Source organism: Nonomuraea sp. MG754425, assembly GCF_021699195.1.
In the GTDB taxonomy this organism is placed as follows: domain Bacteria; phylum Actinomycetota; class Actinomycetes; order Streptosporangiales; family Streptosporangiaceae; genus Nonomuraea.
Genome location: NZ_SSXE01000083.1, coordinates 26,600 through 47,560, shown reverse-complemented (window position 1 = coordinate 47,560; position 20,961 = coordinate 26,600). Strand labels below are relative to the sequence as shown.

Here is a 20,961-nt window from a genome sequence, read left to right as displayed (position 1 = left end):
GCGACTCCTGCGCGCGGATGACCGCCGGCTACCGCACCCGCGGTAGTCTCCCCGCCCGCCTGCGGCAGGTGCGGTGCCCGGCTGCCGCCGCGGCGGCAACCCGGAAGGCCCACACCGGGCGGACGACCGGAGGCGGGCCCGCAGGGCACGATCAGGCGACGTCCCCTGATCCCAGGAGAACGCGACTTCGGAGAAGGAGCACCCCATGCCCGTGCGTCACCTGCTCGCCGCGCTGCCCGGAGCCCTCGCCCCGCCCGCGGCCTGGCACGTCGCGGTCCAGCCGGACCCCGTCGGCGCGCTCGCCCTGACCAGCGGGCGGTTGTGGGCCTTGCTGGCGGCGCTGCTGGCGCTGGCCGGGGTGGTCGCCGGCGGCCTGGCGCTGGCCCGTTCCGGCGGTGGCGGCGGCAGACGTCCCGCGATCGTGGCCCTGGCGGGCGCTCTGGCGGGGGTGGTCATCGGCGGCTGGGTGGTGGCCGCCGCCGAAGGCGGACCCGGCACCGGCTACGGGATCGTCGGGGGCTACATCGCCCTGGCGGCGGGGCCGGTCGCCCTGCTCCTCGGCGGCGTGGCCCTGGCCCGCGCCCGCCGCAGCCCGGCCCGGCGCCCCGGCTAGCACGCCCCTGGCCCATTCCCGCCGCGACCTGCTCGGCCTGCCCGTCGTCGTGGCGTGCGGTTCGGCGGCGCTGACCGCGGGCGGCGGCGCGCGACCGGCCGGCCGGCGGTGCGGTGACGCCCAGGCCCGATTCCAGCCCGGACCTGGCCGGACAGGTCCGGTCACGCCGCCGGAGGACCTCATGCGCGAGCACGGGGCGCTCAAGCGACGTCGTCGCGCAGGTGGCCGGCATCGAGAAGATGCTCGGCAGCCACGACCTGGACCGGTTCACACCTCGCGGATGCCCCGCCGGTCGGCGGGCGACGGGGGTTCGCAGGGCAGGGTGACGGCCGCGCCGCGGGCCAGCGTGATGCCGTCCACGAGAGTGCGCTCGTGGTCGGCCTCGATCGTGAGCGACAGCCCGTGGAAGCGGATCGGCAGCGACAGCGACCCGAGCCGCTCGGGCAGCAGCGGGCTGAGGCGCAGCCCGGCGGGCCGCGGTTCGAGGCCCAGGTAGCAGCGTTGCAGCATGTCGAGGGTGCCGGCCATGGCGCCCAGGTGGATGCCCTCCGCCGTGGTGCCGCCTTGGACGTCGTGCACGTCGCTGAGCAGCGCCTCGGCGAAGAACTGCCACGACTGCGCCCGGTCGGAGCGGGCCAGGACCCAGGCGTGCACGACGGCGCTGAGCGTGGAGCCGTGGCTGGTCCGGTCGAGGTAGTAGCTGATCGTGCGGGGGATGAGCCCCGGGCCGGCCGGGTAGCCGAGCCCCTCCAGGATGGCGGTCAGCTCCTCGCCCGTCAGCAGGTAGAGCAGCATCAGCGTGTCGGCCTGCTTGGACGCCTTGTAGCGGTTGACGTCGTCGCCGGCCGCCTCCAGGGCCCGGTCCAGCCGGCGTACGCCCGCGTAGCGGCTCCAGTCGAGCTCTTCGAGGTCGGCGTACCCGGTGAACTGGCTGATGACGCCGTCGTGGAAGTCGATCCGCATCCGCCGGGTGATGTCCGTCCAGCGGGCGGCCTCGCCGGGGGCGGCCACGCCGAGCTCCAGGGCGCGCGACAGCAGCCACACGGTCATGATGTTGGTGTAGGCGTTGTTGGCCAGGCCCGGGGTCCGCGCGCCGGGGTAGGCGGTGTGGTATTCGTCCGGGCCCATGACGCCGCGGATCTCGTACCTGCCGGAGGCCGGGTCGAGCTCGGCCAGCGAGGCGAAGAAGCGGGCGATGGCGGTCAGCATCTCGGCGCACCACGACGTCATGGAGCCGGTGGCCAGGTGGTGCTGCCACACGTTGTAGGCGATGGCCAGGCCGACGTGGCGCTGCAGGCGGGAGACGTCCGGGAGCCAGCGGCCCGATTCGGGGTTGAGGTGGAAGGTCTGGCTCTCCTCCCGGCCGTCGCTGCCGCTCTGCCACGGGAACATCGCGCCCGCGAACCCGGCCTCCCTGGCCGCCGCCCGCGCCTCCGGCAGGCGTCGCCAGCGGTAGCGCAGCAGGCCGAGCGAGATCTCGGGGAAGCGCAGGTTCAGCCACGGCAGCACGAACAGCTCGTCCCAGAACACGTGGCCGCGGTACGCCTCGCCGTGCAGGCCGCGGGCGGGCACCCCGGCGTCCAGGTCGGCGGTGTGCGGGCTGAGCGTCTGCAGCAGGTGGAAGACGTGCAGGTGGACGATCTGCGACAACTCGGGAGCGCCCACGTCCAGCCGGGCCCGCTCCCACAGCCGTTCCCACGCCGCCTCGTGCGCGGCCAGCAGGTCGCCGAAGCCGGGAGCCGTCCGGGCGCGCCGCCGGGCGGTCGAGAGCGGGTCGTGGACGGCGGGGTCGCGCGAGGTGACCAGCGCGACGACCTTCGTGATCGTCACCGGCGCGCCCTCGACGGCCTCCAGCACGTGGTCGGTACGGATCCGGCCCGGTTCGGCCGACACCGAGCCGGATCCGGGGGCGTCGACGCGGGCGGCCAGCGCCACCGTGATCCGGGAGGCGCGGGTGAGCGCCGTCAGCCAGGTCAGCTCGTCGCCCGCGCCGGTGGCGTGCCCGGTCAGGTGGTCGCCGCGCAGGTCGCGGTAGCGTTCGACGCCGCCGTTGGAGACCCGCCCGTCCAGGCACGCGCGGACGCGGAGTGGGCCGGACCAGTTCTCGGCGGTCAGCGTGGTCTCCAGCGCGGCCAGCGCCGGATCGGCCATGGACACCAGGCGGCGCTGCCGCAGCCGGGTGACGCGGCCGGACCCGTCGCGCCAGCGCAGCGTCCGCAGCAGCACGCCGCGCCGCAGGTCGAGCTCCTGCCGGTAGTCGAGCAGGTCCGCCTCTTCGGGACGGAACCAGCCGCAGCCCGGCGTGGCGACGCTCAGCGGCAGCCAGTCGGGCAGGTTGACCAGGTCCTCGTTGACGACCGTCCGTCCGGCCACCCGCGAGGCCAGCCGGTCGTAGCAGCCCGCCTGGTACGTGCCCGGCGTGCGGGCCAGGCCGTCGGGCGTGGCGCCCCGCGTGGCCCAGCGGCCGTTGCCCAGCGTGCACAGCGCCTCGCGCAGCCCTTCGGCGGCGGGGTCGTAGCCGTCGTAGGCGAGCGTCCAGGGGTTCATCGCGGCCTCATCGGGACGCGTCCGGTCACGTCCAGGTCGGCCAGGTCCGGCACGACAACGTCCGCGCCCGCCCGGCGCAGCCGCTCCGCCTGCGACCCGCTCCGGTCCACCCCGACGACCAGGCCGAACCCGCCGCTGCGCGCGGCCTGCACGCCGGGCAGCGCGTCCTCCACGACCGCCGCCCCGGCCGGGGCCACCTCCAGGAGCCGGGCGGCCTCCAGGAAGAGCGCCGGGTCGGGCTTGCCCGGCAGGCCGAGCCGGGCCGCGTCCGCACCGTCCACCAGGACGTCGAACAGGTGGATCAGCCCGGCGGAGGAGACGACCAGACGGCAGTGCCTGCTGGCCGACACCACCGCGGTCCGGCAGCCGCGCCGCCGCAACTCGTGCAGCAGGGCCACGGTCGAGGGGAAGGCCGCCACCCCGTCACGGGTGACCTGTCGGACGAACAGCGCGTCCTTGGCCCGGCCGAGACCGTGCACGGTCGGCGCGCCCGGCTCGTCGCCGGGACCGCCCTCGGGCAGCGTGATGTCCCGCGAGGCGAGGAACCCGCGCACCCCGTCGAGGCGCGGGCGGCCGTCCACGTGGCGCAGGTAGTCGTCGCGGACGTCGAACGGGGCGGACCGGCCGCGCAGGAAACCGTCGAACACGGTCTTCCACGCGGCGGCGTGCACCCGGGCCGTGTCGGTGACGACACCGTCGGTGTCGAAGATCACGGCCCGTAGTCTGCGCAGGTCAAGGGCGCCCATGGCGTGACGCTACCCACCCCGCGCCGGTCCCAGACAACGTCGTGCGCCGGACGCGACACGGGAACCCCACAGGGGCTCAGCCCGGCGTCGCGGCGTCCTCGCCGGACGGGCCGGGCCCGGCGGCCCACAGCCGGGCCATGACGGCGGCGACCGCGTCCTGCCCCTCCCGCCACTCCGGTGGGTCTCCGGGCCCGACCCGGCCCACGGGCAGCAGGTAGAACGACGCCTCGTCCACCCCGTCGACGTCCAGGATCGCGTGGACCTCGTCGTCCACGAAGCCGCCGATCGGGATCGCGCCGCAGCCGAGCGCGGCGGCGACGAGCAGCACGTTCTGCGCCACGTGGCCGATCTCCAGCACCACGAACCGGTAGGCCCGCTCGCCGTACTTCAGCACCGTCCGCCCGAAGACCGCCGTGAGCACCAGCGTCACGGCGGCGCTCTCCAGCTTCTCGGGGTAGGAGGAGGCGTCGGCCAGCCGCCGGGAGGCCGCGGGGTCCAGCAGCAGCGTCTCCAGCACGTGATCGTTGGCACGGTAGTGGTAGACGCCCGGGGCCAGGCCGTCCACCGCCCGGACGACCAGGTAGATCTCGGTGGGGTGCAGGCCGCCCGCCGAGGGCGCGGCGCGGAACGTCGTGCGGCCGGAGCCGCCCGGCTCGTCCGGCAGCCCGGCCGACATCAGGAGCAGGGACGCGACCTCCGGCAGGGTGAGGGACTCCTCGGAGAACCGGCGGGCCGAGCGGCGCGCGGCGATCGCCTCGTGCAGCCGGGCGTCGAGCGGCTCGGGCCGGGGCAGCGCGATCTCCCGCGCCCCGCCGTACCGCTTGCCGGGACGCCTGGTCAGCCGCTGGAAGGCCGGGCTGTTGCCGACCGCCGCCACGCGCCAGCCGAAGCCGCGGTCGTACCTGCGCTGCTTGCTGTTCTCGTGGTAGAGCTCGGCCAGGGTCGAGCTGCTCGGGTCCATGATCACCTCACGGGTACGGGTGCGGTTCGCGATTGAGGTCCTCGGGCCCGCGGGGCCGGGGACAGGGCGCGTCCGGGTGCTCGGCGTAGACCCGGTGGCCGCCGAGCATCGGCTGGCTCTCGTCCGCGTAGAGCGGTTGCAGGCCGGGGACCACGACCTTCACCACGTGGTAGCCGCACGCGGCGACGTCCGGCGTGGTGAGGTCGGTGACCAGGACCTCCAGCCCGGCCGCGGCCAGCCGGGCGACCAGGGACTCGACGGCCGCGCGGTGCCCGGCGGGCGGCGGGCCGCCGGCCGGGATCGGCGCCTCCGGCCGGTCGAGGAACGGTTCGAGCGCCTGCCGGGAACACCCCGACGCGTAGTGGAAGACGTGGTCCTCGAAGGTCCGCAGCTCGCCCGGCGCGGGCGGGACGGCCCCGCGGCGGGTCCGGCACAGGTGGCGCGCCCACTCCCGCGTCTGCGCCGCCTCGAGGAGCGCCTTCAGCACGGCCCTGGCCGGATCGTGGTGCGCCGCCCCGCCGGCGCACGCGATGGGTGGGTCCTGCCGGTGGTCGAGCAGCAGGCACAGGAACGCGGGGACGCCGAGATCGCGCGTCATGTCCAGCACGTGGTAGTCGAGCCCCGGCCGCCGCAGCCGGGCGGTGTAGACGTCGGCGACCGACGGGTCCGACAGGAGATCGACCCGGTCGAGCGGCAGCTCGCGCAGCCAACTGATCATGAAGGCGTCCCGCTCGATCGCCTCGTGCAGGCCGCTCAGCACCGCCTCGGCGCGCGAGGTGGCGCAGGCGAGCCCCGTCGAGATGGCGGGCCCGGCGACGTGCTCCGCCACCTCCCCGCCCTGCCGGGTGTAGGGCAGGTGGACCAGGCACGCCGGGACGTGCGTCCAGGCGGCCCTGGTCAGGGAGTACGCCGGCGTCCACGCCACGGGTGTGTCGTCGTCGAAGCGCGGCGTGCGCTCCGGCTGGCCGGGGTGGAAGAGGGCGAAGTCCGCGGGCCTGGGCGGCGGGTGGTCGCCGTCCGAGAGCGCGCGCCAGGTCGTCACGGTGAGCCGCTCGGGCCGGGTGAACGCCGCGCAGTAGCGTTCCAGCCCCTCCCCGATGGCGGCGCCCCGCGCCGCGGCCCGGGTGAGCCCGGCCCCGCCGTTGTTGTCGTAGCAGGAGGCCGTGCCCAGCGCGGCGGTGTCGGCCAGGCGCACCGAGCTGTTGAAGATCTCCGGCTCGCCCGCCCCGACCGGCAGGTCGAGGACGTGGGTGATGAGCCCGGTACGCGGATCCACCGGGCTGGGCCGCGCCGCCGGGACCGCCCAGGGGGCGCGCCCGCCCCGCCGCGCCGCTGGGGCCGCCGTCACAGGACGCCCTCCGCGTCGTGCTCCATGTCCCACACCTGAAGGGCGGGACGGTCCCCGGCCGCCCGCCCGCAGGAGCGGCAGCGCGGCACGCGGAGCACCGGATGCAGCGTCGTGATGCTGGTCAGCGTGTCGATGGCGAGCAGCCCGTCCACCGTGGTGGGCGGGGTGAACCCGGTGAGGAGCTTGACCACCTCCAGGGCGGCCAGCGACAGGCCGGGGACGACGGCGAGGGACGGCGGCATGGCCCCCTCGGCCCAGATCCGCTCGACCAGCGCCGCCTCCTCGAACCGGGTCAGGTGGCTGCGGCGGCGGTCGTCGAAGCAGGTCCAGCACGAGCTGCGCTCCGGCAGCACCGTCGGCCCGACGAGCACCTCCAGGCCGACCAGGCGGCAACTGGTCCACGGCGTCCCGCACGACAGGGCCGCCGCGTTGACGGACTCGTAGTCGGCCGGCCGGAAGACGTCCCCGGCGACGACGGCCGCGTCACACCGCGCCAGCAGCTCCTCCCAGGAGCCGGGGGCGACGGGCACCGCCCGGCAGTGCGGGGCGGCCTGCCCGACCAGCTCGCACACGACCTCGGCGCTGGGCCGTCCCCGGTGACGCAGGTCGAACCAGGCGTCGGTGCGGGCCGCCTCGTCGGTGACCACGCCGTCGTCCACGCACAGCAGGGCGCCGATCCCCGAGATGGCCAGGTCCCTGGCGAGCTGCGAGCCGAGCCGGCCGCACCCCAGGACGGCCACGACCGACTCCCGCAGGCGCGCCTGGTAGTGGAACCCGGAGTCGAGCAGGTCCGGCCGGGGCGGCAGCGTCGCGTCGGACGCCGCGGAGAAGTGGGCGAAGAAGTCGGCCTGCTGCCGCCACCACGACTGTTCCTCGCCGCTCAGCGCGGCGGCTCCGGGAGGGCCGTCCCGGAGCAGGCCGCCGGCGTGCAGGGCGGCCAGCACGCCGTCCACCGTCGCCGGGTCGGAGCCGGGCGCGTCGGGCGCGTCGAGCTGCGCGCGGATGTCCTCGATCGCGCGCGTGCCGTCCAGCAGCTCCAGCAGCCGCCGCAGCAGGTCGGGCGGCACGTGCTCGACGGCGAACGAGCGGGTCAGCGAGTCGAGCCGGACGGTGCCCGACGGCGTCGTGGACATCCGGTACCAGCCGGGCACCCACGGGCGCGCCGGCAGCGTGGTGTTCCTGGGCAAGGGCGTGGCCTCCGTCGGGTCGCGCTCAGATCGCGCTCGTGCTGGTGCTGCTGCACCCGTGGCAGGAGGTGCTGCAACTGCAACTGCCGCCGCCGCTGTGCGAGGCGGTGGCCTGGAGGCGGGCGAAGCCGGCGATCTCGGCGGCCAGGCCGCCCTGCCCGCGCAGCGCCGCCATCTCCTCGGGGTCGTAGATGTTCATGGACGACTCGTCGTGCAGGAACGCGGCGTGCGCGAAGTCCGAGATCGACAGCACCTGGCGCACCGACACGTCCGCGAGGGGCAGGTCGGTGCCGACGTCGGGCGCCTGGCCGGCCAGCGCCTCGGCCCCCAGCTCCAGCAGCTCCGACGCGTCGTACTGCGCCGACACCACCTGGCCGTCCACGACGAACATCGTGGCGAAGGCCCGGATGTCCGTGCGCGCCTCCATGACCACCCGCACGGCCACGGCGAACCCGCCCTGCGAGACGCTGAGGCCGCCGTGCTGCGTCAGGTCGTCGGTGACGAACGGCAGGATCCCCACGGCGAAGCCCGCCTGGTCGCGCTCGCTGTAGATGTTCACCGCCCGCGCGCGGTGCGGCATCGCCCGCAGGCCGAGGCGTTCGAGTTCGGCGCGCAGCAGCCCGGCGTCGCCGGAGTTCTCCAGGGCGCGTTCGATGAAAGGCATTCCGAATTCGACGTCGAGCTCGGTAATCGTGCCGGCCATCTTTCCTCCGATCCCCGGCGGGCGGCCGCGTCGCGGACACCTCGTGGTTCCTATCCGGGCCTGACCTGGGCGTATCTCCGCCGATGGCAAGGAAATCGTCGGTAAACCACCGTCGACTTCGCCATTCCGCGCGGCCTCGGAGAAACCCGCCGGGTAAACGTTCCATGCCGCCGCCATGGAAATGCCGAGGCCGCGCCGCGTGCTAGCGTCGGCCGCATCGGCACCTGAACAGCGAGGAGGTGCGTGGGGTGGACAGCAAGCATTCTCTTTCCGCGCTGGCGGCGATCGTGCTCGCCACCGGCCTGACGACGACACTCTCGGCGCACGCCGACGCGAGCGTCTTCTACTACCGCAGCGGCGACGCCACGGCCTGGACCGAGATCGACGACCCGACCGAACGCTGCTACGACCTCGACGTGAACGCGAACATCGCGCAGAACAAGACGCCGTACAAGGCCACGCTCTACAAGACCTACTCGTGCAACGAGGACGCCGTGCAGAACACCCGTCGTCGCGGACCACGGCGACCGGGCAGTGCGCGTGGTGCAGCACGCCGTGGGTGACGGAGCCGAGCATCGCCGACGTCATGCCGCCGTGCCCCCGGTTGCCGACCACGAGCAGGTCCGCGTTCTTGGACGCCTCGGTGAGCGCCGAGACCGGGTGCACGGAGGTGATGTCCTCGACCACCTCGACCTCGGGGTAGTCGGCCTGCCACACGGTGAGCCGGCCGCGCATGTACTCGTACTGGGTGCGCTGCAACTGCTCGAAGTCGAGCGAGAACGCGTGCAGCGGGATCGTGTACGCGTGGACGACGCGCAGCGGCACCCGGCGCAGGGACGCCTCGGCGAAGGCGTGCGCCAGGGCCGGTTCGGAGGTGCCCTTCTCGTCCAGGCCCACCACGACCTGGCCGCCATCGGGCGTGGACGGGCGTACCACGACGACCGTGCCGTGGGCATGGCCCGCCACCCCCAGGCTCACCGAGCCGAGCAGCGCGCTGACGAACCCGCCCCGGCCGCGCGAGCCCACCACCAGCTCGGCCGCCGACTCGGCCTGCGCGCGCAGTTCCGCCACCGCGGACCCGGCCTTGACCTCGGTGGTCACCTCGACCTCCGGGTGGCGGGTGCGGACCGTCTCGGCCTTCTCCTCCAGCATCGCCTCGGCCACCTCGCCCAGGTTCTCCAGCAGGCCGGGGACCGGGGAGCGGGGCATGTCGTACGAGCCGCGCTCGATCACGTGGACGAGTTCGAGCCGCAGCCCCTTGCGCGCCGCGTCGTCGCCCGCCCACGCGAGAGCCGTGTCGGCGCCCGGCGACCCGTCGGTTCCCACCACGATGAGGTCGTTCATGATCGAGCCTTTCGCTGCCCCGTCGAGAGTCCTCCTGGGCGGATCTCTGCCCCGAAGAGGGCAAAGCCACGGGAAAGGCGCGCAATGCTGTGTCGTGGCCGCGCCGGTTCAGCGCGAGCCGTCACGAGGACGGACCGGCGAACCCGCGTCCCGCCGGGACGGGTGCAGCACCCGGTCGAGACGGACGGCGGCGTAGCCGAGCACCGACAGCGCGACCACGATCAGCAGGTCGCCCGGCGACAGCGGCTCGGTGCCGAGCAGGTCCCGCAGCGGCGGCAGGTACAGCCCGGCCAGTTGCAGCACGAACGCTCCGGCGACGGCCACCAGCAACATCGGGTTGGCCGACGTGCCCGGCCGGGTGCGCGACCCGAGCGCCACCCCGAGCTGGGCGGCTCCGAGGGCGAAGAAGGCCATGCTCTGCCACGGGCGTCCGGTCTGGTGGGCCCAGACGGCGACGCCGAGGGTGACGGCCGTCAGCACGACCGCGATGCGGACCAGCCGCTGCCACAACCCCGCGCCGAGGATGCTCTCGTTCGGCGGCCGGGGCGGGGCGTCCATGGCCCCGGGGACGGACGGCTCGCCGCCCAGCGCCACGCCCGGCAGCCCGTGCGTGAGCAGGTTGATCCACAGGATCTGGGCCGGCAGCAGCGGGAGCGCGAGGCCGGCGAACGGCCCCAGCAGCATCACCGCGATCTCGGCGGCCCCGCCGGACAGGCCGTAGACCAGGAACCGGCGGATGTTGGCGTACACCCGGCGGCCCTCCTCGACGGCCGCGACGACGGTGTCCAGGTTGTCGTCGGCGAGGACGAGGTCGGACGCCTGCCGGGCGACCTCGGTGCCGCGCCCGCCCATGGCCACGCCGATGTCGGCGCGGCGCAGCGCCGGGCCGTCGTTGACGCCGTCGCCGGTCATCGCGAGGGTCTCGCCGCGGGCGCGCAGCTCCTCGATGATCTCCAGCTTCTGGCCGGGCGTGGCCCGCGCGTACACGCTCGCCCCGGCCGGCCGGGGCCCGGGACGCCGCAGGTCCGCGACCGGGTCTCCAGGGGAGATGATGCCCAGGTCGGTGGCGACGGCCCGCGCGGTCCCCGGATGGTCGCCGGTGATGAGCAGCGGCCTGATGCCGGCCCGTACGCAGTCGGCGATCGCGGCGGAGGCGGCCGGCCGTGGCGGGTCGAGGATCGCCACCAGCCCGAGCAGGGACAACCCGCTCTCCGGCACCGCCTCGGGAACGGTGTCCAGATCGAGGCCCGCCACGGCCAGGACCCGGTACCCGTCCCCGGCGAGCTGTTCGGCCCGCTCGGCCGCGCGGGCGACCAGCGCCGGGTCGTCGGCCAGGACGGGCGCGCGCAGCAGCACGTCGGGCGCGCCCTTGCAGATCACCCTGGCCCGCCCGCCGGGCAGGCGGTGCACGGTGCTCATCCGCTTGCGCACGCTGTCGAAGGGATGTTCGGCCACCCTCGGGAACCGTTCCTGGAGTTGCTCGCGGTCCAGGCCGAGCTTGGCGGCGGCGGCGAGCAGGGCCGCCTCGGTGGGATCGCCCAGCGCCGTCCACTCCGGGCCGGGCTCCTGGGGCGGCGACAGGCGGGCGTCGTTGCACAGCACGGCCGCCGTCAGCAGGCCGGCCAGGCGCGCCTCGCCGAGGGAGCCGTCGCGGACGATCTCGCCGTCGGGCGCGTAGCCGGAGCCGGTGACGGTGGCCTCGCCCTCGGGGGTCCAGACGCGCCGGGCGACCATCCTGCCCTCGGTGAGGGTGCCGGTCTTGTCCGTGGCGAGCACGGTCACCGCGCCGAGCGTCTCGACGGCGGGCAGCCTGCGGACCAGCGCCTGGCGTGCGGCCATCCGGCGCGCCCCCAGGGCCAGGCTCAGCGTCACGACCGCGGGCAGCGACTCGGGCACGGCGGCGACCACCAGGCTGATCGCGGTCACCACCATCAGCTCGACGGGCTGCCCGCGGACCAGCCCCAGCGCCAGCACCAGCGCCGACAGCGCCACGGCGACCCCGGCCAGCAGCCGGCCGACGTCCGCCAGCCGCCGCTGCAACGGCGTCAGCCCGGCCCCCTCGGCCAGCATGGACGCGATCTGGCCGGTCGCGCTCGCCGCCCCGACGGCGGTGACGACCGCCCGGCCGCGCCCGCGCACGACGACGGTGCCCGCGGAGACCGGATCGTCGCCGGCCTTGTCCACCGGCACCGACTCCCCGGTGAGGGACGACTCGTCCACGAGCAGCGCCGCCGACTCCACCACCCTGGCGTCGGCCACGACGACGTCGCCCTCCGCCAGCACCAGCAGGTCGCCCACGACGATCTCGGCCGCCGGCGTCTCGGTCTGCGAGCCGTCGCGGACCACCCGTGCGAGCGGCGCCGTGAGCCGGGACAACGCCGTGATGGCCCGGTCGGCCCGGACCTCCTGCGCCACCCCGACGGAGGTGTTGACGACGATCACCAGCACGATCACGGCGGTGTCGGTCCAGTCGCCCGTGGCGACCGTCAGCGCCGCCGCCACGAGCAGGACGACGATCAGCGGATCGCGCAACTGCGCGGCCACCCGCCGCCACAGCGGGACGGGCGGCTTGCCGGGCAGGAGGTTGGGCCCGTCCCGCTCCAGGCGGGCCGCCGCCTGCGCGGACGACAGCCCGGAGCACGCGGGACTCACCACGCTCTTCCCCCCGTCCCTGATCCCCCGACCGGCCGATACGCCGTCACGTCTCGCATACCTGTTTTCCCCGCGTACGAACCCCGTGCTCCCTCACGGGCACGTTCACGGCCGGTCGCGCGGACGCAGCGCGCCGGCCACGATCGTGAGCGCCGTCGTCACGATGATCAGGTCGAAGACCACCTGCACGATGACCGTCACCTTCGCCGCCTGCCCGACCGGGACGACGTCGCCGAAGCCGAGCGTGCCCAGCGTCGTCACCGAGAAGTACAGCGCGTCCAGCCGGGTGCGGATCCCGGTGAACTGGCCGGCCATCGAGAAGTAGGCCGCCGCGAAGAAGACCACCACGATGTTGACGATGGTCAGCAGCGCGGCCACCTGCTGCGCGAGCCGCCGGTCCGGCCGCAGCGCCCGCCTGACCTGGCTCGCGAGCAGCCAGGTCACCACGGCCAGCCCGGCCAGGCAGCCGCCCGCGCGCAGCCCGGGAGGGCCGGGCTCGGCCTCCGTCACCGGCAGCGGCGCCAGGAAGTACACGCCGATGATCAGGACCGCGGCGAGCGCGGTCCGCGACCATGCCGGCAGGGCGGCCCGGGAAGGACACATGCGATCAGCCTTCCTCGGCGGCCCGCCGCTCAACGCGGGCGCGGGTATGCACTCGGCCAAGAGAGCCGGTCTGTCCTTTTAGGGGGTGCTACCCCGTCGTAGAGCGCGGCGATCTCGGCGAGGAGCCGGTCGCGGGCGACATCGGCGCCGACGACGCCGATGAGGACGTAGGCGGCCAGCCCCTCGGCCAGGGCGACGAGGGCCAGGGCCGTGCCGTGCGGGTCCGCCCCGGCCCGGATGCGGCCGGCCCGCTGGTCCCTGCGGACGAGGTCGGCCAACTGGCGGTGGAAGGCGGCGTACAGGGTGCGGAGGCGGGCCGCGATGGCGTCCTCGGCGAAGCCCAGGGCGTGGAAGGACTGGCGCACGCGCATGTGGGCCTCGGTGGTGGCGTCGTACGGGATCAGTTCGGTGAGCACGGTGGTGAGCACCAGGCGCGGTTCGGCGGTGTCGAGGTCCGCGCCCGCCGTGCGCCGGATGCGGGCGGCGGACAGCGCGTTGCCGCGCTCGAAGGCGGCCTCGATGAGCCCGCGCTTGGCGGGGAAGTAGTGCTGCACGCGGCCGGGGGAGATGCCGGCGCGCTCGGCCACGGTGGCCAGCGACACCGCGGCCAGGCCGCGTTCGGCGACGATGGCGAGCACGGCGTCGGCGATCTCGTCGCGCCGCTCCTCGTGGTGCGCCCCCGGCCCTCGAACGCGTCTGCCCGCCACCCGGTCACCTTCTCGATGCGCTCACATTGGATTGCGGCTCCAGTGTAGCGAGCGGGTCAGCCGGCCTCCAGGCGGGCGACGGCCCCGACCACGTCGGGGAACGCGTCGATGAACGCGTCCACGCGATGCCCGGCGAAGTCCGCGCGCTGCCGGACCCCGCTCTGCATGCAGGCGACGAACCCCAGCCCCGCCCCGTTGGCGGCCTGCGCGTCACCGGGGGAGTCGCCCACGTACACACACTGGGCGGGCGTCAGCCCCGTCGCGGCCAGCAACTCGTCGAAGGCGCGGCCGTCCGGCTTGCCGAAGCGCACGTTGCCGGCGTGGTAGACGCCGTCCAGCCGGCCCGCCAGCACATGGCCGGGGTCCAGCAGGTGCGCCACCTCCGCCTCGGTCCGCGAGGTCAGCAACATGACGTCGCGCCCGGCGGCGGCCAGCGCGTCGAGCGTCCGGAGGTTCTCCGGCGTGATCGCGTCCAGCCGGCCGTCGGCCACGTACGCGCCGAGCACCTCCGCGTACGCCGCCGCGAACGCCCCGAGATCGACCCCCGGCGAACGCCGCGGCATCGCCTCCAGCAACGGCAGCCCCCATGTGGACCGGTGCGCCGCCCGCGACATCGGCCCGCGCCCGAGCCGGGCCAGGACCTCGTTCTCCAGCTCGAAACAGACCGCCTCGGTCAGGCAGAGCGTGTCGTCCACATCGATCACCACAGCGCGAATCATCCGCCCACCCTAGCCGCGGCTGGACTCTCCCCCCGTGGGAGACTCCAGGCTGGTCCTGGCCGAGTACCCGCTGATCGCCCAGTCACCGAGGAGAACGACGTATGACCATCGTGCAGGACGTCGAGCCGCGCGGCACGCACCACTGCGAGACGACCGCGCTGGGGGTGCTGCTGCGGCACGAGGGGCTCGACCTGTCCGAGCCCATGCTGTTCGGGCTGGGCTCGGGCCTGGGCTTCGTCTACTGGGACGGCAAGGGCATGCCGTTCCCCTTCCTCGGGGGCCGCGTCAAGCCCTTCGAGCTCACCAGGAACCTGGCCGCCCGGCTGGGGCTGACCCTGACGGTGGCGGAGACCGTCTCGGCGCGCAAGGCGTGGCAGAACGTGACCGCCCCCATCGACGCCGGCCGCCCGGTCGGCCTGCAGCTCGACTGCTACCACCTGGAGTACTTCCGGTCGCGGACGCACTTCGGCGGGCACGTCGTCGCCATGTACGGCTACGACGAGCACGACGTCCACCTGGTGGACACCGGTCAGCAGGGCGGCGCGGTGCGTACCAGCAGGGACAGCCTGGCCAGGGCGCGGGCCGAACGCGGCCCGATGACCGCCAGGAACCGGTCGTTCACCATCGCCCTGCCACGCAGCCCGCTCCGCTGGCAGGACCGGCTCGCCCCCGCCATCAGGGCCTGCGCCGAGACCTTCCTCGCCGCGCCGATCGCGAACCTCGGCCACCGCGGCATCGCCACGGCGGCCGAGCGGGTGCCGGCCTGGCTGGAGCGGGCCGGCACCGGCGGAGCGCTGTTCCGCGCCCTCTACCGCGACTTCCTCGGCGAGTGCGCCGAACTGATCGACGGCGGCGACCTGCGCACCGGCCACCGGCTCTACACCGAGGCCGCCGCCCGGTGGCCGGAGGTGGCCGCCCTGATCGCGAAGGCCGGGGAGAGCGGTGACCCGGACCATCTCGGCCGGGCCGCCGCTCTCCTGCGGGATCTCGCGCGCATCGAGGAGGCGGCCATGCGGGCGCTGAGCCGGATCTGACCCGTCGGATCGGTCAGGTGGCGACCGCCGTGACCGGCGACAGCCGCCCGCGCCGGTCCAGGCGCACGACCGCGCCCGCGGACAGCAGCCCCGCGGCGGCCAGCGCCAGCCACGGCAGCGCGGTCCAGCCGCAGGCGCGGCCGACATCGGCCAGGGCTCCCGTCAGCAGGTTGCCGAGCAGGATGCCGGCCCCGGACAGCAGGTTGTAGAGGCCGTAGTAGGTGCCGATCAGCCGGTCGCCCGCCATGTCGGCGATGGTGGCCATCTCGAACGGGAAGGCGGCCAGCGTCCCGGTGGTGAGCAGCACGGTGCACAGCAGCACGGCCGGCACCGCCCACCAGGCCGGCAGCCGCAGCCAGGTCACCACGGCCAGCGGCACGAACGCGAGCCCCGTCAGCGCCAGCCCGCGGCCGATCGCCTGGCCCCGGCTCCACCGCCGCGCGCACCAGGCGGCCAGCCGCACCTGCCCGGCGACGCCGAGCAGGCCCGAGATCACGTACAGCGCCATCACCCCCGTCTGGCCGCCGCCGAGCCGCTGCACCTCCAGCGGCAGGGTCAGATACATCTGGTACGACAGCGCGTACGAGGCGATCATCGCCGCGGCGAAGGAGACGAACGCCCGATCCCCGAACGCCTGCCGCCAGTCCCGCGACACCGGCCGTGCCGCACCGGCCGGGCTCGCCGCGCTCGCCGCGCTCGCCGGGCTCGCCGCGCTCGCCGGCCGGGATGGCAGGCACAATCCCTGCAGCACCGCCAGCACCCCGAAGACGGCCGCGGCCGACAGGCACACGGCGGCGAACCCGGTGCCGAGCAGGACGAGGCCGACGATCGGCCCGAGCAGGATGCCGCCCTGGTAGAAGACGTTGAAGACGGCGAACGCCGCCACCTTCCGCTCGCCCGCCGCGACCGCCAGGTAGGCGCGGGCGGCCGGGTTGAACAGCGCCCCGGCCAAGCCCGTCACGGCGGCGGCCACGACCAGCAGCGGCAGCGACGTGCTCACCCCGAACAGGGCGAACCCGGCCGACCGCAGCACGCACCCCGCCATGATCATCGGCTTGTGGCCGAGCCGGTCGGCCAGCGTCCCGCCGATCAGGAACATGCCCTGCTGGCTCAGGTTCCGCAGGCCCAGCACCAGCCCGATCGCCCAGCCCGCCAGGCCCGCGCCCGCCGAGAGGTGCTGGGCGAGGTAGGGCATGAGCATGTAGAAGCCGAGGTTGATGCCCGCCTGGTTGATCTGCAGGAGCCGGACGGGCCGGTCGAAGGAGCGGAACTCGCGCAGCGTGCCCCTCATCGGGTGCCCGCCAGCGGGTCCGTCACGGTGGCGCAGCGGGTCCAGCGGCGGACCTCCCGCTCGTCCGGCGCGGCCAGTTCGTCGGGCTCGTCCGCCGGCACGGTGCCGAGCAGGCCGTGGGCGCGGCAGTAGCCGTCGTCGAAGATGCTGTCCCAGTACCGCCACGGCCCGTCGGGGAAGATCGCGACGACGGTCTCGCCGGGCGCCCGGCGGGCCAGCCAGCGGGCCACCAGCGCGACCGCGCCGGTGCTCCAGCCGCCCGAGACGTAGTGCCGCTCGGCCAGCGTCCGGCAGGCCCAGACCGCCTCGGCGGGGCTGACCCAGTGCACCTCGCCGAAGGCGTCGTAGGCGACGTTGCGCGGGTGGATGCTGGAGCCGAGGCCGCGCATCAGCCGGGCCCGCGCGGGCTGGCCGAAGATGGCCGAGCCCACCGTGTCGACGCCCACCAGCCGCAGGGCGGGGAAGTGCCGGCGCAGCACGGCGTGGATGCCCGCGCTGTGCCCGCCGGTGCCGACGGAGCACACCAGCGTGTCGATGTGCGGCAGCCGGCCCAGCAGTTCGTGCGCGAGCCCGGCGTATGCGTCGGCGTTGTCCGGATTGTGGTACTGGTCGGGGCAGTAGGAGCCGGGCAGTTCGGCCAGCAGGTTCCGGACGCGGTCCCGTCGGGCCTGCTGCCAGCCGCCGATCGGATGCGGGTCGCGCACGGTCTCCAGGCGCACGCCGTAGGAGGCGAGCAGCCGGCACATCAGCGGCTCCATGCCGGGATCGCCCACCAGCACGACCGGATGGCCGAAGACGATGCCGGCCAGGGCCAGGCCGAGCCCGAGGGTCCCGCTGGTCGATTCGACGATGGTGGCCCCGGGACGCAGCTCGCCCCTGGCCCTGGCCCGGCGCACCATGTGCAGGGCCGGCCGGTCCTTGATGCCGCCGGGATTGAATCCTTCGAGTTTCGCCCAGAATCCGGCGTTCCCGGACGCAGAAGGCGTTGAAATGTGGACCAGCGGCGTATTGCCGACGGTGAGGGAGAGCGCAGAATATCCGGCGGGCGGCGCCTCGTCCGGGCGCGCGAAAGCAGCTTGTGCTGACATGGTGATGAATCTCCGAATGAGTACGCGATTCACGGCCGGCCGGGACGGCGGCGGCGAATCGAATTCAGGCGATGGACGGCGGGCGACGGCCGTCGGCCTATATGCGCATCACGCGGAGCAGGTCCGGAGGAGACCCGGACGGACGGCGGCCGTCCGCGACCGGCGGCAGCCCGGCGCGGACCGGGGCCGGGTACGAGAGCGTGGCCGCCTGGACGGCCAGGGGAGCGGGCGCGCCGGCGGGGGCGACCGCCGAACAGTCCTGCTCGGTGCCGTGATGATGCCGTGGCGGCAGGTTCCGGTGCAGGCAGAAGGCACTGTGCAGGTCCCCGTGCGGGCCCCCGTGCGGGGCTGCCGCGCGTACCCCGGAGGCGTGGCCGGCGGACTCGGTCAGCTCCACGGCCGCGCACGCGCCCCCATGGGCGAACACCGCGCCGACGACCAGAGCGATCACGAACACGACATGGGCCAGCCACCGGCCGGCGCCGGACTCGGCCGGGCGGCGGGATCGGGTCGTTCGTGTCGCGGACATCACCGGTGATGATGCCCGGCAGCTCGCGGGCCGCGCCCGGTAACGGCAAAGGTTCCGGTAAAAAATGGACCTGCGGCGCGGTTCGAAGGGGGTTTCTCGTGCCGTGGCGCAGCCGAGCACGGCGTATGCCGCTATTTCGCCGCATGCCGATTATCGCCGCGCGCCGCTGCCGGAGAAAAGCACGTCCGGCGTCGCTTTCCGGCACACTGGTGAAATCCGCGCCTGCCGATTCCGGCGACTTGGGGGAGTGCGCATGAAGGTGTCCAGACGCTCGGTCATCGCCGGGGCGCTGGCGGCCGGGGCCGCCGCCCGGCCCGCCGCCGCCGCGGCGCTGAGCGTCCCCGGCGGCGTCAGCGCCGGGGACCTGGCCCGCGACGAGCGCTTCTGGGCCACGGTCGCGGCGCAGTTCCGGGTCAGCGGTGACTTCGTGAACCTGGAGAACGGTTACTACGGGATCATGCCCGAGCCCGTGCGCCTGGCCTACCGCCGCAACGTGGACCACCTCAACGAGCAGAGCTCCCACCTGCTGCGCACCTCGTACAAGCCGCGCGCCGACCAGGTCCGCGACCGCATCGCGGCGCTGCTCGGCGTCTCCAGGAACGAGATCGCGCTCACCCGGGGCGGCACCGAGGCCCTGCAGAACCTGATCTCCGGCTACCGCCGCCTGCGCCCCGGAGACGCGATCATGTACGCCGACCTCGACTACCACAGCGCCCAGTACGCCATGAACTGGCTCGGCTCCCGGCACGGCGCGCACGTCGCCCGCGTCGTCATCCCCGAACCCGCCACCCGCCAGGCCGTCCTCGACACCTACGAGCGCGCCCTGCGCGAGCACCCCAGGGTGCGGCTGCTCCTGCTCAGCCACCTCAACAACCGCACCGGCCTGGTCACCCCCGTGCGCGAGATCGTGGCCATGGCCCGGCGGCGCGGCGTGGACGTGATCGTGGACGCCGCGCACTCCTGGGGCCAGCTCGACTTCACCCTCGCCGGCCTCGACGCCGACTTCGCCGCGTTCTCCCTGCACAAGTGGATGGGCGTGCCGCTGGGGGCCGGGTTCCTGTACATCCGCGAGTCCCGCCTGGCCGACATCGATCTCCTGTACGCCGACGAGACCTACCCGGCCTCCGACATCCGCTCCCGCGTGCACTCCGGCACCATGAACGTCGCCCCCTTCCTCACCGTGGACGCCGCCCTCGACTTCCACGACACGCTGGGGGCGGGGGCCAAGCAGGCGCGCCTGCGGTTCCTGCGCGATCGCTGGGTGCACGGGCTGCGGGACCTCGGCGGCTTCGACGTCCTCACCCCGGACGAGCCGGGCATGTACGGCGCCCTCACCGCCTTCCGCGTGCGCGGCCGGACGACCGAGGCGGCCAACGTCGCCCTCGCCGACGAGCTGATGTCCCGCCACCGGATCTTCACCGTCGCCCGCTCGGGCATGACCGGCGGCGACGCCGTCCGCGTCACCCCGGCCCTGTTCACCTCCGCCGCCGACGTCGACCGGCTGGTGGCCGCCCTGCGGGAGATCGTCCGGCGGTGACGCGCTTGACAGGCCGGGCCCACGACCCGCTACCGTGGACATATGAAGAGTTCTTCAGATGACAAGGTGTTGACGTTGGACGGCTGTACCGTCCGGGTGGTGGACGCCGACCGGGTCACCGCCGTCGCCGAGCGCATGCCGTCCGCCGGCGACCTGACGGACACCGCAGACGTCTTCGGCCTGCTGTCCGACCCCAACCGGCTGCGCCTGCTGGTCGCGCTGCTCGACGGCGAGCTGTGCGTGTGCGACCTGGCCGCCGTGACCGGGCAGAGCGAGTCGGCCGTCTCCCACGCCCTGCGGCTGCTGCGCGCCCACCGCATCGTGGCCGCCCGCCGCTCGGGCCGGATGGCGTACTACCGGCTGGAGGACCCGCACGTGCGGATGCTGCTCGACCTCGCGCTCGCCCACACCGAGCACACCGAGGCCGTGCACCCCGAACGCGAGGGCGGGTCCTGATGGGCGCGGGCCACGGGCACGGGCACGCGGCCGGCCGGCACCGCTGGCGGCTGGCCGTCTCCTTCGCGCTGATCGGCTCCTTCTTCGTGGTCGAGCTGATCTTCGGCCTGCTGTCGGGCTCGCTCGCGCTGCTGTCGGACGCCGGGCACATGGCCGCCGACGTCGTCACCCTCGGCGCGGCGCTGATCGCCACCAGGATCGCCACCCGCCCCGACACCACCGGCCGGCGCAGCTACGGCTCCTACCGCGCCGAGGTGTTCGCCTCGCTGCTGGCCGTGGTGCTCATGCTCGGCGTCGCCTGCTACGTCGTCGCCGAGTCGATCGGCCGCATCGGCGTCGCCGCCGAGGTCTCCACCGGGCCGATGCTGGTCGTCGGCGCGCTCGGCCTGATCGTCAACGTGATCGCGCTGCTCCTGCTGCGCGCGGGCGCGGGGGAGAGCCTCAACGTCAAGGGCGCCTACCTGGAGGTCGTCGCCGACACCGCCGGCTCCGTCGGGGTGATCGCGGCCGGCTGGCTGGTCGCCGCCACCGGGCAGGCGTTCTGGGACACCGTCGTCGCCCTGGCCATCGGCGTCTTCGTCGCCGTGCGGGCGATCTCGCTGGGCCGCCAGGTGTTCGCGGTGCTCGGCCAGCACGTCCCCGAGGGCGTCGACGCCGCCGCGGTCGCCGCCGACCTGGCCGCCGTCGAGGGCGTGCGCGACGTGCACGACCTGCACCTGTGGACCCTCACCTCCGGCATGAACGTGGCCACCGCCCACCTCGTCACCACCGACCAGCAGGACCACCACGCCGTCCTGGACCAGGCCCGCGACCTGCTGCGCCGGCACGGCGTGGCACACGCCACCCTCCAGGTCGAGCCCGCCGACCACCGGGGCTGCGACGAGCTGGGCTGGTGA

18 protein-coding genes are annotated in these 20,961 nt (G+C 74.5%); 5 read left to right on the top strand and 13 right to left on the bottom strand.

All coding sequences use genetic code 11. The annotated features are described in order from the left end of the window. Window positions 1–205: 205 nt before the first annotated feature. Window positions 206–613, top strand: coding sequence for a DUF6223 family protein (locus tag FAF44_RS27140; RefSeq protein ID WP_237106096.1), 408 nt, complete (start codon window positions 206–208; stop codon window positions 611–613). Between the two features lie 267 nt (window positions 614–880). Here FAF44_RS27140 and FAF44_RS27135 read toward each other — a convergent pair whose 3' ends face one another. The 10 genes from FAF44_RS27135 to FAF44_RS27090 all read right to left on the bottom strand — a co-directional run bounded on the left by FAF44_RS27135 (window position 881) and on the right by FAF44_RS27090 (window position 14,130). Next, entirely contained in the window at window positions 881–3,160 is a 2,280-nt protein-coding gene (locus FAF44_RS27135; RefSeq protein ID WP_237106095.1) for a glycoside hydrolase family 65 protein, read from the bottom strand. Beyond that, entirely contained in the window at window positions 3,157–3,906 is a 750-nt protein-coding gene (locus FAF44_RS27130) for an HAD family phosphatase (protein ID WP_237106094.1), read from the bottom strand. The genes FAF44_RS27135 and FAF44_RS27130 overlap by 4 nt, the downstream gene beginning before the upstream one ends. A 76-nt stretch (window positions 3,907–3,982) precedes the next feature. After that, window positions 3,983–4,867: a SagB/ThcOx family dehydrogenase gene (locus tag FAF44_RS27125; RefSeq protein ID WP_237106093.1), complete on the bottom strand. Its 885-nt coding sequence runs from the start codon at window positions 4,865–4,867 to the stop codon at window positions 3,983–3,985. A 7-nt stretch (window positions 4,868–4,874) separates the two neighbouring features. Next, window positions 4,875–6,215: a YcaO-like family protein gene (locus tag FAF44_RS27120; protein WP_237106092.1), complete on the bottom strand. Its 1,341-nt coding sequence runs from the start codon at window positions 6,213–6,215 to the stop codon at window positions 4,875–4,877. After that, window positions 6,212–7,402, bottom strand: coding sequence for a TOMM precursor leader peptide-binding protein (locus FAF44_RS27115; protein WP_237106091.1), 1,191 nt, complete (start codon window positions 7,400–7,402; stop codon window positions 6,212–6,214). The genes FAF44_RS27120 and FAF44_RS27115 overlap by 4 nt, the downstream gene beginning before the upstream one ends. A 25-nt stretch (window positions 7,403–7,427) precedes the next feature. Continuing rightward, window positions 7,428–9,449 carry a universal stress protein gene (locus tag FAF44_RS27110; protein ID WP_237106090.1) on the bottom strand — a complete coding sequence of 674 codons (2,022 nt, stop codon included), beginning with the start codon at window positions 9,447–9,449 and terminating at the stop codon, window positions 7,428–7,430. A gap of 108 nt (window positions 9,450–9,557) precedes the next feature. Continuing rightward, window positions 9,558–12,101 (bottom strand): cation-translocating P-type ATPase, encoded by a 2,544-nt coding sequence (locus FAF44_RS27105; RefSeq protein WP_237106089.1) that lies wholly within the window; start codon window positions 12,099–12,101, stop codon window positions 9,558–9,560. A 105-nt stretch (window positions 12,102–12,206) separates the two neighbouring features. Beyond that, window positions 12,207–12,704 carry a potassium channel family protein gene (locus tag FAF44_RS27100; protein ID WP_237106088.1) on the bottom strand — a complete coding sequence of 166 codons (498 nt, stop codon included), beginning with the start codon at window positions 12,702–12,704 and terminating at the stop codon, window positions 12,207–12,209. 29 nt (window positions 12,705–12,733) lie between these two features. Further along, complete coding sequence (locus FAF44_RS27095; protein ID WP_237106087.1) at window positions 12,734–13,411, bottom strand: TetR/AcrR family transcriptional regulator; 678 nt, start codon at window positions 13,409–13,411, stop codon at window positions 12,734–12,736. A 56-nt stretch (window positions 13,412–13,467) separates the two neighbouring features. Further along, the gene (locus tag FAF44_RS27090; RefSeq protein WP_237106086.1) at window positions 13,468–14,130 is read right to left on the bottom strand and encodes an HAD family hydrolase; all 663 of its coding nucleotides are present in this window, start codon (window positions 14,128–14,130) and stop codon (window positions 13,468–13,470) included. A 101-nt stretch (window positions 14,131–14,231) separates the two neighbouring features. On the opposite strand from FAF44_RS27090, the gene FAF44_RS27085 reads away from it, so the two are divergent. Then, a complete protein-coding gene (locus FAF44_RS27085; protein ID WP_237106085.1) occupies window positions 14,232–15,164 on the top strand; it encodes a BtrH N-terminal domain-containing protein in 933 nt (310 codons plus the stop codon). 13 nt (window positions 15,165–15,177) lie between these two features. Here the strand turns inward: FAF44_RS27085 and FAF44_RS27080 are convergent, their stop codons facing one another. The 3 genes from FAF44_RS27080 to FAF44_RS27070 all read right to left on the bottom strand — a co-directional run bounded on the left by FAF44_RS27080 (window position 15,178) and on the right by FAF44_RS27070 (window position 18,072). Next, a complete protein-coding gene (locus FAF44_RS27080; RefSeq protein WP_237106084.1) occupies window positions 15,178–16,455 on the bottom strand; it encodes an MFS transporter in 1,278 nt (425 codons plus the stop codon). After that, the gene (locus tag FAF44_RS27075) at window positions 16,452–17,543 is read right to left on the bottom strand and encodes a PLP-dependent cysteine synthase family protein (RefSeq protein WP_272895077.1); all 1,092 of its coding nucleotides are present in this window, start codon (window positions 17,541–17,543) and stop codon (window positions 16,452–16,454) included. The genes FAF44_RS27080 and FAF44_RS27075 overlap by 4 nt, the downstream gene beginning before the upstream one ends. A gap of 97 nt (window positions 17,544–17,640) precedes the next feature. Further along, window positions 17,641–18,072 (bottom strand): hypothetical protein, encoded by a 432-nt coding sequence (locus FAF44_RS27070; RefSeq protein ID WP_237106083.1) that lies wholly within the window; start codon window positions 18,070–18,072, stop codon window positions 17,641–17,643. 253 nt (window positions 18,073–18,325) lie between these two features. Here FAF44_RS27070 and FAF44_RS27065 point away from each other — a divergent pair, with 253 nt between their 5' ends. From FAF44_RS27065 to FAF44_RS27055, 3 genes are all read left to right on the top strand, one after another. Continuing rightward, window positions 18,326–19,609 (top strand): aminotransferase class V-fold PLP-dependent enzyme, encoded by a 1,284-nt coding sequence (locus tag FAF44_RS27065; protein WP_237106082.1) that lies wholly within the window; start codon window positions 18,326–18,328, stop codon window positions 19,607–19,609. Between the two features lie 75 nt (window positions 19,610–19,684). After that, entirely contained in the window at window positions 19,685–20,065 is a 381-nt protein-coding gene (locus FAF44_RS27060; protein ID WP_272895076.1) for a helix-turn-helix transcriptional regulator, read from the top strand. Beyond that, a complete protein-coding gene (locus FAF44_RS27055; protein ID WP_237106081.1) occupies window positions 20,065–20,961 on the top strand; it encodes a cation diffusion facilitator family transporter in 897 nt (298 codons plus the stop codon). The genes FAF44_RS27060 and FAF44_RS27055 overlap by 1 nt, the downstream gene beginning before the upstream one ends.

Bases quoted from the DNA above. Each gene is read 5' to 3' on its own strand.
- FAF44_RS27140 (WP_237106096.1), top strand. From the start codon at position 206: ATGCCCGTGCGTCACCTGCTCGCCGCGCTGCCCGGAGCCCTCGCCCCG.
- FAF44_RS27135 (WP_237106095.1), bottom strand. From the start codon at position 3,160: ATGAACCCCTGGACGCTCGCCTACGACGGCTACGACCCCGCCGCCGAA.
- FAF44_RS27130 (WP_237106094.1), bottom strand. From the start codon at position 3,906: ATGGGCGCCCTTGACCTGCGCAGACTACGGGCCGTGATCTTCGACACC.
- FAF44_RS27125 (WP_237106093.1), bottom strand. From the start codon at position 4,867: ATGGACCCGAGCAGCTCGACCCTGGCCGAGCTCTACCACGAGAACAGC.
- FAF44_RS27110 (WP_237106090.1), bottom strand. From the start codon at position 9,449: ATGAACGACCTCATCGTGGTGGGAACCGACGGGTCGCCGGGCGCCGAC.
- FAF44_RS27100 (WP_237106088.1), bottom strand. From the start codon at position 12,704: ATGTGTCCTTCCCGGGCCGCCCTGCCGGCATGGTCGCGGACCGCGCTC.
- FAF44_RS27090 (WP_237106086.1), bottom strand. From the start codon at position 14,130: ATGATTCGCGCTGTGGTGATCGATGTGGACGACACGCTCTGCCTGACC.
- FAF44_RS27085 (WP_237106085.1), top strand. From the start codon at position 14,232: ATGACCATCGTGCAGGACGTCGAGCCGCGCGGCACGCACCACTGCGAG.
- FAF44_RS27080 (WP_237106084.1), bottom strand. From the start codon at position 16,455: ATGAGGGGCACGCTGCGCGAGTTCCGCTCCTTCGACCGGCCCGTCCGG.
- FAF44_RS27075 (WP_272895077.1), bottom strand. From the start codon at position 17,543: ATGTCAGCACAAGCTGCTTTCGCGCGCCCGGACGAGGCGCCGCCCGCC.
- FAF44_RS27070 (WP_237106083.1), bottom strand. From the start codon at position 18,072: ATGTCCGCGACACGAACGACCCGATCCCGCCGCCCGGCCGAGTCCGGC.
- FAF44_RS27065 (WP_237106082.1), top strand. From the start codon at position 18,326: ATGAAGGTGTCCAGACGCTCGGTCATCGCCGGGGCGCTGGCGGCCGGG.
- FAF44_RS27055 (WP_237106081.1), top strand. From the start codon at position 20,065: ATGGGCGCGGGCCACGGGCACGGGCACGCGGCCGGCCGGCACCGCTGG.